Annotated in this window: 8 protein-coding genes and 2 pseudogenes; 4 read left to right on the top strand and 6 right to left on the bottom strand. The window is 73.7% G+C overall.

What is annotated here, in order from left to right:
- The first annotated feature begins 288 nt into the window (after nt 1-288).
- Nucleotides 289-2,054, top strand: a pseudogene (locus tag BS72_RS28660) (ABC transporter ATP-binding protein).
- A gap of 169 nt (nt 2,055-2,223) precedes the next feature.
- Here BS72_RS28660 and pgm read toward each other — a convergent pair.
- The gene (gene pgm, locus BS72_RS28655; RefSeq protein WP_037914699.1) at nt 2,224-3,864 is read right to left on the bottom strand and encodes a phosphoglucomutase (alpha-D-glucose-1,6-bisphosphate-dependent); all 1,641 of its coding nucleotides are present in this window, start codon (nt 3,862-3,864) and stop codon (nt 2,224-2,226) included.
- A gap of 357 nt (nt 3,865-4,221) precedes the next feature.
- Between pgm and BS72_RS28650 the strand changes: the two are divergent.
- A pseudogene (locus tag BS72_RS28650) lies at nt 4,222-5,774 on the top strand (MFS transporter).
- 20 nt (nt 5,775-5,794) lie between these two features.
- On the opposite strand, the gene BS72_RS28645 reads toward BS72_RS28650, so the two are convergent.
- Nucleotides 5,795-6,232 carry a MarR family winged helix-turn-helix transcriptional regulator gene (locus BS72_RS28645; RefSeq protein ID WP_037914695.1) on the bottom strand — a complete coding sequence of 146 codons (438 nt, stop codon included), beginning with the start codon at nt 6,230-6,232 and terminating at the stop codon, nt 5,795-5,797.
- Nucleotides 6,233-6,262: 30 nt separating this feature from the next.
- Nucleotides 6,263-7,981, bottom strand: coding sequence for an MFS transporter (locus BS72_RS28640; protein WP_078901704.1), 1,719 nt, complete (start codon nt 7,979-7,981; stop codon nt 6,263-6,265).
- A 285-nt stretch (nt 7,982-8,266) separates the two neighbouring features.
- On the opposite strand from BS72_RS28640, the gene BS72_RS28635 reads away from it, so the two are divergent.
- Nucleotides 8,267-8,896 carry a signal peptidase II gene (locus BS72_RS28635; protein ID WP_051951788.1) on the top strand — a complete coding sequence of 210 codons (630 nt, stop codon included), beginning with the start codon at nt 8,267-8,269 and terminating at the stop codon, nt 8,894-8,896.
- A 40-nt stretch (nt 8,897-8,936) separates the two neighbouring features.
- Here BS72_RS28635 and BS72_RS28630 read toward each other — a convergent pair whose 3' ends face one another.
- Entirely contained in the window at nt 8,937-10,022 is a 1,086-nt protein-coding gene (locus BS72_RS28630; protein WP_037914693.1) for a helix-turn-helix transcriptional regulator, read from the bottom strand.
- 117 nt (nt 10,023-10,139) lie between these two features.
- Here BS72_RS28630 and BS72_RS28625 point away from each other — a divergent pair, with 117 nt between their 5' ends.
- Nucleotides 10,140-10,544 (top strand): VOC family protein, encoded by a 405-nt coding sequence (locus BS72_RS28625; protein WP_037914692.1) that lies wholly within the window; start codon nt 10,140-10,142, stop codon nt 10,542-10,544.
- A gap of 62 nt (nt 10,545-10,606) precedes the next feature.
- Here the strand turns inward: BS72_RS28625 and BS72_RS28620 are convergent, their stop codons facing one another.
- Together BS72_RS28620 and BS72_RS39340 are read right to left on the bottom strand one after the other, a co-directional pair.
- A complete protein-coding gene (locus tag BS72_RS28620) occupies nt 10,607-11,119 on the bottom strand; it encodes a mycothiol transferase (RefSeq protein WP_037914691.1) in 513 nt (170 codons plus the stop codon).
- Between the two features lie 255 nt (nt 11,120-11,374).
- The gene (locus tag BS72_RS39340) at nt 11,375-12,874 is read right to left on the bottom strand and encodes a ricin-type beta-trefoil lectin domain protein (RefSeq protein WP_078901703.1); all 1,500 of its coding nucleotides are present in this window, start codon (nt 12,872-12,874) and stop codon (nt 11,375-11,377) included.
- Nucleotides 12,875-12,988 lie beyond the last annotated feature (114 nt).

Below are 12,988 nucleotides of genomic sequence, written 5' to 3'. Positions count from 1 at the left end.
GGTGCGGCGGGCGCGCTCGCCCTGCTGGGCGGTTCGGCGCTCTACCGCCGGGCCCGCGCCGCAGGCCCCCGCTGAAGCTCCGGCCCGAGCGGGCGCCGGCTCCTCCCGCCCCTCCCCGGACCAGCCGCGGAAAACAGCCGGGTGCCCCACGGCACTCGGCCTCTAAGGTGTTTGCGCGCACACGCGCACCCGCGTGCTTCAGCGCCGAAGCACGCCTCGCGCGGCGGCGCGACACCCCGCCGCCGCCATGCCGCACCACCGCGAAGACGTGATCCGAGGAGCCCGCCCATGGCGCTGCCACACGGCACGCTCAGCCACCGCTACCGTGGCGAGCATCCGCTCAGAACCCTCCTCTACCTCTTCCACCCCGACCGCCGCCGGGTCGCCCTGGCCGTCGCCGCCTTCCTCGCCAAGCACGCCCCCGTGTGGCTGCTGCCGCTGATCACCGCCAACGTCGTCGACGTCGTCGTCGAACACAAGCCGATATCGGTGCTGTGGTGGAACTCCTCGGTGCTGCTGGTGATCCTCGTCCTCAACCTCCCTCTGCACCTCGCGTACGTGCGCTGCATGCAGGGATCGATCCGGCGCACCGGCACCCGGCTGCGCACCGCGCTGTGCCACCGCATGCAGCAGCTGTCGATCGGCTACCACGCGCGGGTCAGCGCCGGGGTCCTGCAGGCCAAGGTGATCCGGGACGTGGAGACGATCGAGACGGCGGCGCAGCAGACCGCCGACAACGGGCTCGCGGCCATCGCGACGCTCTCCGGCGGGCTGGTGGTCATCGGCGTCCAGGCTCCCGCGTTCCTGCCCGTCTACATGGTCGTGGTGCCGGCCTCGGCCGTGCTGGTCGTACGGCTGCGGCGGCGGCTGCGCGACCGCAACGAGCTCTTCCGCCAGCAGGTGGAGCAGCTGTCCTCGCGGGTCACGGAGATGACCGCGCTGATCCCCATCACCCGAGCACACGGCCTGGAGAACGCCGCCCTGCACCGGATGGACCGCACCCTGGGCGAGGTGCTGCACGCCGGGCTGCGGCTGGACCGGCTCAACGGCTGGTTCGGGTCCATCGCCTGGATCCTGCTCAACGCGATCGGCGTGGCCTGCCTGTCGGGCTCGGCGCTGGTGGCCTACTACGGCTGGCTGAACGTCACCCCGGGCACCGTGGTCATGCTCAGCGCGTACTTCTCCAGCCTGACCGCCTCCGTCACCACACTGCTCACCCTGACTCCGCAGATCGGCAAGGGCCTTGAGTCGGTCCGCTCCATCGGCGAGGTGCTCCAGGCGCCGGATCTGGAGCAGAACGACGGCAAGGCGCCGGTCGAGGGCGTCGTGGGCCGCTTCGAGTTCCGCGGCGTCGGCCTGACCTACCCGGAGAACGACCGGCCCTCGCTGACCGGCTTCGACCTGGACGTGCGCCCCGGCGAGACGATCGCGCTGGTCGGCGGCTCGGGCGCGGGCAAGTCGACGGTGCTCAACCTGGTGATCGGCTTCCTGCGCCCCACCGAGGGCCGCATCCTCCTCGACGGTGTCGACATGGAGACACTCGACCTCCGGGACTACCGCAGTTGGCTGTCGGTGGTGCCGCAGGACTCGATCCTCTTCGAGGGCAGCGTGCGCGAGAACGTCATCTACGGCATGGACGAGGTGCCCGAGGAGCGGGTGCTGGCGGCGCTGCGGGACGCGAACGCGCTGGAGTTCATCGAGCGGATGCCGCACGGCCTGGACACGGTCGTCGGCGAGCGGGGCGCCCGGCTGTCGGGGGCCAGAAGCAGCGGCTGGCCATCGCCCGGGCGCTGATCCGGAATCCGCGGGTGCTGGTGCTCGACGAGGCCACGTCGGCGCTGGACTCCCGCTCGGAGGCGCTGGTGCAGCAGGCGCTGGGCCGGCTGGTGCGCGGCCGCACGGTCTTCGTCGTGGCGCACCGGCTGTCGACGATCCGGGGCGCCGACCGGATCGTGGTGATGGAGGACGGGCGCATCGTGGAGATCGGCCCGCACGCCGAACTCCTGCGCCGCGGCGGCACCTACGCGGGGCTCCAGGCCGCGCAGCTGGCCTGAGCACGAGGTCCGCGCTCCCGGGCGGCCCGCGAGGGGACCGCCCGGAAGCGCGGGTGGGGCTCAGGGCCGACGGCCGCGTCCGACCGGCCGTCGGCCCGCAGGGGACTCCTCGGGTCCGCGAAGGCGCCCTCCAGCCGGCGGGGTTCCTCCAAGCCCCGGAGGCCTCCCGTCAGGCCTTCAGAGCGGCCGAGACGATCGACCGCGCCTCCTCCTGGACCCGGCCGAGGTGCTCCTCGCCGAGGAAGGACTCGGCGTAGACCTTGTACACGTCCTCGGTGCCCGAGGGCCGGGCGGCGAACCAGGCGTTCTCCGTGCAGACCTTGATACCGCCGATGGCGGCGCCGTTGCCGGGCGCCTCGGTGAGCACGGCGGTGACCGGCTCGCCGGCCAGCTCGCTGGCGGGCACCTGGGACGGCGACAGCTTCGCCAGCACCGCCTTCTGCTCGCGGTCGGCGGGCGCGTCGACCCGGGCGTAGGCGGGGGCGCCGAACCGGTCGGTGAGGTCGGCGTAGTGCTGCGAGGGGGTGCGGCCGGTGACGGCGGTGATCTCGGCGGCCAGCAGCGCCAGCAGGATGCCGTCCTTGTCGGTGGTCCACACCCCGCCGTCGCGCCGCAGGAAGGACGCCCCGGCCGACTCCTCGCCGCCGAACGCCAGGGTGCCGCCGATCAGGCCGTCCACGAACCACTTGAAGCCGACCGGCACCTCGGTGAGCGGCCGGCCCAGGTCGGCGACCACCTTGTCGATCATCGACGAGGACACCAGGGTCTTGCCGACGGCCAGTTGCGGTCCCCACTGCTCCCGGTGCCGGTACAGGTAGGAGATGGCGACGGCCAGGTAGTGGTTGGGGTTCATCAGGCCGCCGTCGGGGGTGACGATGCCGTGCCGGTCGGCGTCGGCGTCGTTGCCGGTGGCCACGGTGTAGTCGTCCTTGCGGGCGATCAGGGAGGCCATGGCGTACGGCGAGGAGCAGTCCATGCGGATCCTGCCGTCCCAGTCCAGCGTCATGAACCGCCAGGTCGGGTCCGCCTCCGGGTTGACGACGGTGAGGTCGAGGCCGTGCCGCTCGGCGATCCGGCCCCAGTACTGGACGGACGCGCCGCCGAGCGGGTCGGCGCCGATGCGCACCCCCGCCTCGCGGACGGCGTCCAGGTCGAGCACGGCCGGCAGGTCGTCGGTGTAGCCGGCGAGGAAGTCGTGGCGGCCGGTGGTGTCGGCGGCCAGCGCGCGGGCGTAGGGGATGCGGCGGACGCCCTTCAGGCCGCCGGCGATCAGGGCGTTGGCCCGGTCCTGGATCCAGCCGGTGGCGTCGGAGGCGGCCGGGCCGCCGTTGGGCGGGTTGTACTTGAAGCCGCCGTCGGTGGGCGGGTTGTGGGAGGGGGTGACGACGACGCCGTCGGCCAGGCCCGAGGTGCGGCCCCGGTTGTGGGCGAGGATGGCGTGGGAGACCGCCGGGGTGGGCGTCCAGCCGTCGTTCGCGTCGACGAGCACGGTGACGCCGTTGGCGGCGAAGACCTCCAGGGCGGTGACCCGGGCCGGCTCTGACAGGGCGTGGGTGTCGGCGCCGAGGTAGAGCGGCCCGTCGGTGCCCTGCTGGGCGCGGTACTCGCAGATGGCCTGGCTGGTGGCCGCGATGTGGTCCTCGTTGAACGCGGTGGCCAGGGACGAGCCGCGGTGGCCGGAGGTGCCGAAGGCCACCCGCTGGGCGGGCTCGTCGGGGTCCGGGTGCAGCGCGTAGTAGGCGGTGACCAGGCGCGGTACGTCCACCAGGTCCTGGGGCCGGGCCGGTGTTCCTGCGCGCTCGTGCGGCATCCGCGTCTCCTTCGCTCTTCCACTGTTCGTCGGGTGTTCGTCAGGTATCCGCCGGGTGGGTTTCCCGGGTGCCGCGGCGTCGTCGCCGTGCGGCCGGCCCGCCCCATTCTCGTACCCCGGTCCGGGCCCGGGCTCTCCGGCTCGGCGGGCACCGTGCCGCCCGCCGCCCGAACCGCGCCCGCCGGCCCGCCCGTGAGCGCCGCCGGCGGCCCGCGACGCGCCCGCGCGGCGGGGCGGCGCGGGGTCCGGGCCTCGGGGCCGGCACGCCCTAGGGTGGCGTCCGGGCGGCCTCGCGCACCGGACGCCCAGGCGGCGGGGATCGGGAGCCGGATCGGCACGGCGAGAGGCGGCGAGGCGATGGCGAAGGCTGGGCTGCCGGCCGCGGGTGGCGTGCCGCTGGCCTCGCGCACCGGCCGGTGGGTGCTGGCCTGCGCCGTCCTCGGCTCGGGCATGGCGCTGCTGGACGGCACCATCGTCAACATCGCGCTGCCCCGGCTGGGCAGGGACCTGGGCGCCTCGCTGGCGGACCTCCAGTGGGTGCTCAACGGCTATCTGCTGACGCTGGCCGGGCTGATCCTGCTCGGCGGCGGCCTGGGCGACCGCTACGGGCGGCGGCGGGTGTTCACCATCGGCGTGGTGTGGTTCGCGGCGGCCTCGGCCCTGTGCGGGGTGGCTCAGGACAGCCGGACGCTGATCGCCGCCCGGGCCCTCCAGGGGGTGGGCGGCGCGCTGCTGACGCCGGGTTCGCTGGCGCTGGTGCAGTCGACGTACCGCGAGGAGGACCGGGGCCGCGCGGTCGGCGCGTGGTCCGGGCTGGGCGGCGTGGCGGGGGCGATCGGCCCGTTCCTGGGCGGCTGGCTGGTGGACGGACCGGGCTGGCGGTGGATCTTCTACGTCAACGTGCCGCTGGCCGTGGTGGTGGCGCTGATCGCGGTGCGGCACGTGCCGGAGAGCCGGGACCGGAACGCGTCGGGCTCCTTCGACGTACGGGGCGCGGCGCTGGCGGCGCTGGCCCTGGCGGGGGTGACGTACGCGCTGATCTCGGCCTCCGGGCACGCGTCGCTGCTGACGGTGGGGCTGCCGGCACTGGCCGGTGTGGCGTGTGCGGTGGCGTTCCTGCGCACCGAGCGGACCTCGGCGCACCCGATGCTGCCGCTGTCCGTCTTCTCCTCCCGGCTCTTCTCGGCGATGAACCTGGTGACGCTGTGCCTGTACGCGGCGATCGGCGGGGTGTTCTTCCTGCTGCCGGTGCAGCTCCAGACGGCCGCCGGGTACGACGCGCTGCACGCGGGTCTGGCCACGCTGCCGGTGACGGTGCTGATGCTGCTGCTGTCGGCGCCGGCCGGGGCGCTGGCGCAGCGGATCGGGCCGCGCTGGCCGCTGACGGTCGGGCCGGTGCTGGCGGGGGCGGGGATGCTGCTGCTGACCCGCGTGTCGCCCTCGACCACGTCGTACTGGGTGGACGTGCTGCCGGCGGTGGTGGTGCAGGGGCTGGGCATGAGCATGTTCGTGGCACCGCTGACGGCGACGGTTCTGGCGTCGGTGGCCGTGGACCACGCCGGAGTGGCCAGCGGGGTGAACAACGCGGCGGCCCGGGTGGCCCAGTTGCTGGTGGTGGCCGCGCTGCCGCTGGTGGTGGGCCTGTCCAGCCACGCCTACACCTCGCCGCACGCGGTCAACACCGCCTTCGGGCGGGCCATGGCGGTGTGCGCGGGGCTGTGCGCGGCCAGCGCGGCGCTGGCCCTGCTGCTGGTGCCTTCGGGGCGCTGGGCGCGCCGCCGAAGGAGCCGGCGGCGCGGCCGCAGTGCGCGGCGAACTGCGGGTTCTCCGCTCCCCCGCTGGAGCCCGGGACGCGCTCGCGACCGGGCCCTCAGCCGGGCTCGCGGCAGAGCCCGCAGGAGAGTTCGTAGCGGGGGGCGGAGCGGTCCGGCTACTCCGTGAGGAGGAGTTCGAGCACGGGCAGCGCCGCGTCGAGGGCCTCGCGCTGGTCCGCCGAGAGGCGGGCCATCCGGCGGGCGAGGAGTTCGGCCCGCTCGCGGCGGATCCGCTCCAGGAAGGCCCGGCCCTCGGTGGTGATCCGCAGCATCGCGGAGCGGCCGTCGGAGGGGTCCGGCTCCTTGCCGATCAGCCCGGCCTCGTACAGCGGCCGGATGGTGCGGGTGAGCGAGGGCGCCGCCACCTGTTCGCGGGCGGCCAGCTCACCGGCCCGCAGCGGGCCGGCCTGTCCGATCCTGGCCAGCGCCGACAGCTGCGCGTAGGTCAGGTTGCGGTCGTCGGCGGACGCCTGGGCGAGCTGTCGGTAGAGCCGGGCGACGATCAGCGCGATCGCGGCCGGCGAGGCGCCCCCGCGCCCGTCGGAGTCGGTCATGGCGGGGGCGCCTCCTGGTGCTTGTTGCGGTCAGACCTGCTCGGCGCGGGTCCTGCGGGCGCGGATGAGGGACGCGGCCGCCGCGACCAAGGACATCACGATCGCCAGCGAGAACACCACGACCAGCCCGTCGTGGAACGGCCCCGAGATCAGGTGCGGGAAGAACTCCCGGCCGGTGAGCTTGTCCGCGTTGGCCTTCGGCAGCTTGTGCAGCAGGTCCGGGCCCAGCAGCTGCTGGATCGGGTTGTAGCCGAGGAACGCGGCGAACAGGGTGCCCACCGGGGGCGTGTTCGCCACCGCGTGGGCGTTGGCCGCGGGCACGCCCTGGGCGGCCAGCCCGGTGCTGAGGGTGTGCGGCAGGCTGCGGGCCAGGCCGGCCACCATCAGCGAGAAGAAGACGCCGATGGACAGCACCATGCCCGCGTTCTGGAAGGTCGCCCGCATGCCGGAGGCGGCTCCTCGGGACTCGGCGGGCACACTGGCCATGATGATCGACGTGTTCGGCGCGGCGAACAGGCCGCCGCCCACACCGTTGAGGAAGACCACCAGCGCGAAGGCCCAGTAGTTGAAGTCCGTCGGGAGCAGGAGCAGCCCGGCGAAGGAGCCGGCCATCACCACGAAGCCGGCGCAGGCGAACATCCGGGCGCCGTAGCGGTCCGACAGGGCACCGGAGATCGGGCCGGCGGCCAGGAAGCCGACGGTCAGCGGCAGCAGGTAGATGCCCGCCCACAGCGGGGTGTCCGCGTAGTTGTAGCCGTGCAGCGGAAGCCAGATGCCCTGGAGCCAGATGATCAGCATGAACTGGAGGCCGCCGCGGGCGACGGAGCCGAGCAGGGTCGCGAGGTTGCCGCCGGCGAAGGCCGCGTTGCGGAACAGCTTCAGCGGGAACATCGGCTCGGCGACCTTGGACTCCACCAGGCAGAAGACGCCCAGGATGGCGACGCCGCCGATCAGGCCGGCGAGCACCCACGGGTTGGTCCAGCCCATGGTGTGGCCGCCGTAGGGCTGGATGCCGTAGGTGATGCCGGCGAGCAGGGCGATCAGGCCGACGGCGAAGGTGATGTTGCCCCACCAGTCCATCTTCGCCGGGCGGCGGACACCGGTGTCGTGCAGGGAGCGGTAGGCCCAGACGGTTCCGATCAGGCCGATCGGCACGTTCACCCAGAAGATGGAGCGCCAGTTCCACTCGGCGAGCAGGCCGCCGAGGACCAGCCCGATGAACGAGCCGGCGATGGCGGCGACCATGTTCACGCCCAGCGCCATACCGCGCTGCTTGGCCGGGAAGGCGTCGGTGATGATCGCGGCGGAGTTGGCCATCAGCATGGAGCCGCCGACCGCCTGGATGACGCGCCAGCCGATCAGCCACAGCGCGCCGCCGCCGCCGTGCATCGGGTCGACGGACAGGATGACGGAGGTGATCGTGAAGATCACGAAGCCGGCGTTGTAGATCTTCACCCGGCCGAGGATGTCGCCGAGCCGGCCGAGGGTGACCACCAGCACCGCGGTGATGAGCATGTAGCCCATCAGCATCCACAGCAGGTAGCTGACGTTGCCCGGCTCCAGCGGGTTGAGGTTGATGCCGGTGAAGATGGCCGGGAGCGAGATCAGGACGATCGACGAGTTGATCGTCGCGATCAGCATGCCCAGCGTGGTGTTGGAGAGCGCCACCCACTTGTACTTCGGGTGGTCCGTGGTGATGCGCGGGGCTTTTCGCTGTATTCGTGTCGTCGCGTCTTCTTCGGTCGCCATGCGGCGCTACACCCCACCCGCGTAGTTAGTTAACTTAGGTTAAGTAACTCTACCATCGGCGCCTGGCCGCAAGCAGGTTGGACCGGTTGCACAGGGGGGCGTGGGCGACCCCTTCGCGCGCCCCCGGGCGGCGCCGAACAGAACGCGCCGGTCGGAGCACGGTCGCCCGCTCGGCGGAGCGTGGTCGCCCGCTCGGGGCAGGGTCGGGAACTCCTCGGGCGCCGAAACGGTTCTCCGGTGCGCGGGCAGGCACCGACCGGGGTGGGCGCGCACGGGAGGCGGGCGATGGCACAGGACGTGGAGGCCGGCGGCGCGGCGGATGCCGCCGGCGGCCCGGGGCGGGCGCGGCGGGGAGACCCGGCCGGAGGGGACCTCGCGGACCCGGATGCCGCGGAGGGCGGCACCCGGCAGCGGCTGCTGTGGCTGACGGCGGCGGCCGGGCTGGCGGTCGACCAGGTGACGAAGGCCGTGGCCGCGGTGGCGGTGGAGGGCCACCAGCCCTCGCACGCGCTGGGCGGCGCGGTGACGTTCACGGCCTTCCGCAACTCCGGGGCGGCCGGGTCGTTCGCGCCGCACGCCACGCTGGTCTTCACCCTGCTGGCGCTCGGGGTGCTGGCGTTCGTGGCGCGCACCGCCGGCTCGGTCCGCTCGACGGGATGGGCGGTGGGCCTGGGCCTGGTCTTCGCCGGCGCGGGCGGCAACCTCACCGACCGGCTCTTCCGCACACCGGGCTTCGGCCGGGGCGCGGTGCTGGACTTCATCCAGGTCGGCCACTCGGGCATCTTCAACCTGGCCGACCAGTGCGTCACGGCGGGCGCCCTGACGATCCTGGTGCAGACCTTCCGGGGTGTGCCGATGCGGGCGCGCCGGCCGTCGCCGCGCGTCGCCTCCGGGGCACTGCCCGGCGGCCGCTGAGGCGGCCCCCGCGGCGGCGGGAGCGGCACCGGACCGGGCGTCAGGCCGGTGCCCGGCCCGGTGGCGGCTCCCCGTCCGACGGCGGCTCCGGCTCTGCGGCGTACCCGTCGAGCCGGCGGGCCAGCGCCCGTACGAGAGCACGCAGCTCCGCCGGGCGTTCGACGACGAAGGGGCGGTCCAGGCCGGCCAGGACGCCGGGGAGCCAGTCCAGCCGCTCGGCCCGGACCCGGACCTGCACCCACCCGGCCGGCCCGTCCGCCGCCGCGGCCCCGCCGGGACCCTCCTCGGCCCCGGCGGCTCCGGGCGCGGCCCCGCCGGGGACCGGGGTCACCGTGGCGACGCCGGCCGGGAGACGGCGCCGGACGTGGTCGGCGTCGGCTTGCACCCGCACCCGGACGTCGTGGGTCCACGGCGTCCGCGCCAGTCCGTCCAGCACCGCGGCCACCGGGTCGAAGCCGGGCGGTACGGCGAAGGAGCCGGTCCCCTGTGTCACGGCCGTGATCCGGTCCAGCCGGAAGGTGCGCACCTCCCCTTCGCCCGCGGCGGGGTCGGCGCCGGTCAGGTACCAGCGCCCGGAGTGCGCCACGAGGCCGTACGGCCGGACGGTGCGCTCGCTGGCGCGACCCGCTCGGTCGGTGTAGCCGATCACCACCGGGCGCTGGTCGCGCGCGGCCTCGGCGAGTGCGAGCAGCACCTCCGTCTCGGGGGCCGCGGCGGGACGGGGCCGCTCGGTGAAGCCGACCGTGTCCAGCAGCGCCTCCAACCGCCGGCCCAGCGCCTTGGGCAGCACCCGCCGCAGTTTCGCCGCCGCGCTCTCCCCCGCCGCGGCCGACCTCGTGACCAGCCCGGCCCGCTGCGCGGCCTGGAGGCCGAGCAGCAGGGCGAGGGCCTCCTCGTCGGTGAGCATCAGCGGCGGCATCCGGTAGCCCGGTGCGAGCCGGTAGCCGCCGTACCGGCCGCGGACCGGGTCGACGGGCACTCCGAGGTCGCGCAGCCGGCTCGCGTAGCGGCGCACGGTGCGCTCGTCGACGCCGAGGCGCGCGGCCAGATCCGGGACGGTGCGGGTGCCGCCGCTCTGAAGGATCTCCAGCAACGCGAGCAGCCGGGTCGTCGACGAGGTCGTCATATCCGAAATTCTGCCCTGCATACCGGGCGGAACCTGTCCGGTATCGGCCGTAGCGTGCGAGGCGTACCCACCGTCCGGTGCCGGCCCGGCACCGTTCCCGGCAGGAGAGAACCCCTCGTGAACTTCACCTCGATCCGTGTGATCACCGGCGACGTCGCCCGCCTCGTCGCCTTCTACGAGCAGGCCACCGCGGCCTCCGCGGCCTGGTCGACGCCCGACTTCGCCGAACTCGTGACGGCTTCGGGCACCCTGGCGGTGGCGGGCGAGCGCACCGTAGCGCTCTTCGGCGCGGGCTCCGCCGAGCCGGCGGCCAACCGCAGCGTGATCATCGAGTTCCGCGTCTCCGACGTCGACGCCGAGTACGAGCGCCTGGCCGCCCTCGGACAGGAGTTCGTCCAGAAGCCGACGACGATGCCGTGGGGCAACCGCTCCGCCCTCCTCCGCGACCCCGACGGGAACCTGGTCAACTTCTTCACGCCCGTCACCCCCGAGGCCATCGGGAGGCAGGACCGCCGGCGGTAGGCCGTGCCCGGCCGGGCGCGGCGGGCGGTCCCGCTGCCCCGGGGTGCCCGGGGTGCCCGGGCTCAGCGGCGGCGCAGGAGCAGGCCCCGGACGTAGGCGGCCTGGCCGGCGTGCTGGAGGTCGTCGTTGACCACGCTGAGCAGGCGGACGCCGAGGGTGACCGGCGGGTCCCAGCGCTCGTCCACGATCACGTCGAGATCGCCGTCGGCCAGGCCGGCGACGTAGCCGAGGGTGGCCTCGTGGACGGCGTCGTAGTAGCCGGTGAGCAGCGCGGGGTCGTCCACCCGCACCTTGGCCGCCTGCGCGGCGGACTGCCCGTAGCCGATGACGGAGGGGCGGAAGGGCAGGCCGAAGCGGTCCCGCCAGCCGTCGGCGGTCCACAGCTGCTCACGGCCGGCGACATCGGCGACGTGGTCGTCCTGCACCCGGGTGAGGTGCCAGACGAGCCAGGCGACGGAGTTGCCGCCCTCGTCCGGCCGCCAGGACAGCTCCTCCGCTGAGAGGTCGTCGACGGCCTCGTGGACGGCCTCCTGGATACGGCCGTAGGCGTCGGCGAGCAGTTCGGCGGTGTTCATCGGGCAGCTCCCTACCGCGGTCGGGGTCTCGGTCGTGGTCCGCGGGCACCCGTCGGGCGCCCGCGGACCAGCCTTACCCGTTTCCCGGGCCGATACCGCGCGCGGCGCGCGGCTCCGGCCGCCACGGGAGCCGGAGCCGGGCCCGGGTCAGGACCAGCCCGGGTCAGGACCAGCCCGGGTCAGGCCAGGCCCGGCCGGATCGGGGGCTGGGCGGTTCCGGACCGGAGCGGACCCCGACCGGGACCTCGCGCCGGGTCAGGACGGGAGCGTCCACTGCTGGTTGCTGCCGCCGAAGCAGTCCCAGATCTGCAGCCGGGTGCCGTTGGCCGAGCTGGGTCCGGTGGCGTCCAGGCACCGGCCGGAGCCGGTGTTGACCAGGGTGTTGCCGGAGCCCTTCTGCCACGCCTGCGCCGCCGTGCCGTTGCAGTCGTACAGCTGGACCTGCGTGCCGTTGGCGGTGCCGGCGGAGGTGACGTCCATGCACTTGCCCAGCGCCCGCAGTGTGCCGTCCGAACCGACCGTCCAGCTCTGCGCGTTGGTGCCGTTGCAGTCGTACAGCTGGACGGCGGTGCCGTTGGCGGTGCCGGCGGCGGCGACGTCCACGCACTTGCCGGCGTAGCCGGACTGGATGGGGCCGGTGGCGCCGCCGGACGGCGGGGTGGTGCCGCCCCCGCCGGAGCTGGTGCCGGTGATGGAGTTGAAGGTGCTGGAGAACTGCCAGGCCGACTGGGGGGTTCCACTGCAGGAGTCGGAGAGGGTGCCGGTGCTGGAGCAGGCCGAGTCGCGGCCGAGGGACCAGAAGGACAGCTCCTGGATGCCGTTGGTCTTGGCGAAGTTGGCCAGGTCGGTGGCGTCGGAGGTGGAGAACACCTCGTTGGTGGAGTCGTTGACTCCGATCATCGGGGTGTTGCCCTCCATCGCCCACAGCTGCGCGGAGGTCTTGCCGGTCCAGATCTGGCCGAGCTGGGTGTGCAGGCCCTGGGCGGCGGAGATGGCGGCGTTGCCCATGTCGGTGGTGGGCCCGTAGTCCATGGTCATGATGTTGACCAGGTTGACGTTCAGGTTGTGGCTCTTGGCGTTGTTCAGCAGGCTGATCGCGTTGGACTCCAGTCCGGTGGTGTCCACCGGCAGGGTGTAGTCGATGTCGAGCTTCTTGCCCTGCGCGGCGTACTGGCTCTGGAGGTCGGCCAGCGCCTGGTTGCGGCGGTCGTTGGCGGTGGTGTTGTCCAGCGCGCTGCCTTCGATGTCGAAGTCCAGCCGGGTGAGGTTGAGCCCGTCGATGACCCGCTTGTACTGCGTCTCCAGGCTGGAGACGGACGTACAGGCCAGGGCCTCCTCGGTGCCGGAGGCGCCGCCGAAGGAGGCGATGACGTCGCCGCCGGCCGCGCGCAGGCTGTTGATCGCGGAGGTCCAGCTGCTGTCGGTGATGGAGGTGTCGCCGTTGAACGTGGCGTTGCAGCCGCCGCCGTCGATGACGAAGGCGAGGGTGAAGTACTTCAGGCCCGTGGCGTTGCGCACGGTGGTCAGCGCCGAGGGCGAGTTCCACACCTCGGCGTAGGGGGCGGCGTACTGGGTGGGGAAGCCCGGGCCGGCGTTGGCCGCAGCGTGGGCGGTGCCGCCGGCGGCGAGCAGCGCGCCCGCGGCCAGCACGGGGGTGGCCAGCAGGGCGCCCAGCGTCTTCAGCCGGGGCCGGTGCGTGGCGGAGCGGGTGGGGCGGGCCGGCGACGCGGTGAGCGGTTCCTTGGAGGGCTGCATGGGGGGGCCTTCCGTGACGGACAGCCAGACCGCGTCCATTCACAGGAATGAACGCGGGACGCCGACGTGACTGTCGGACGCATCGGTGACGGTAGGACTAGACCAATAGGCCGT

The organism is Actinacidiphila yeochonensis CN732, from assembly GCF_000745345.1.
In the GTDB taxonomy this organism is placed as follows: Bacteria; Actinomycetota; Actinomycetes; order Streptomycetales; family Streptomycetaceae; genus Actinacidiphila; species Actinacidiphila yeochonensis.
This window is presented reverse-complemented; position numbering and strand designations above follow the sequence as displayed.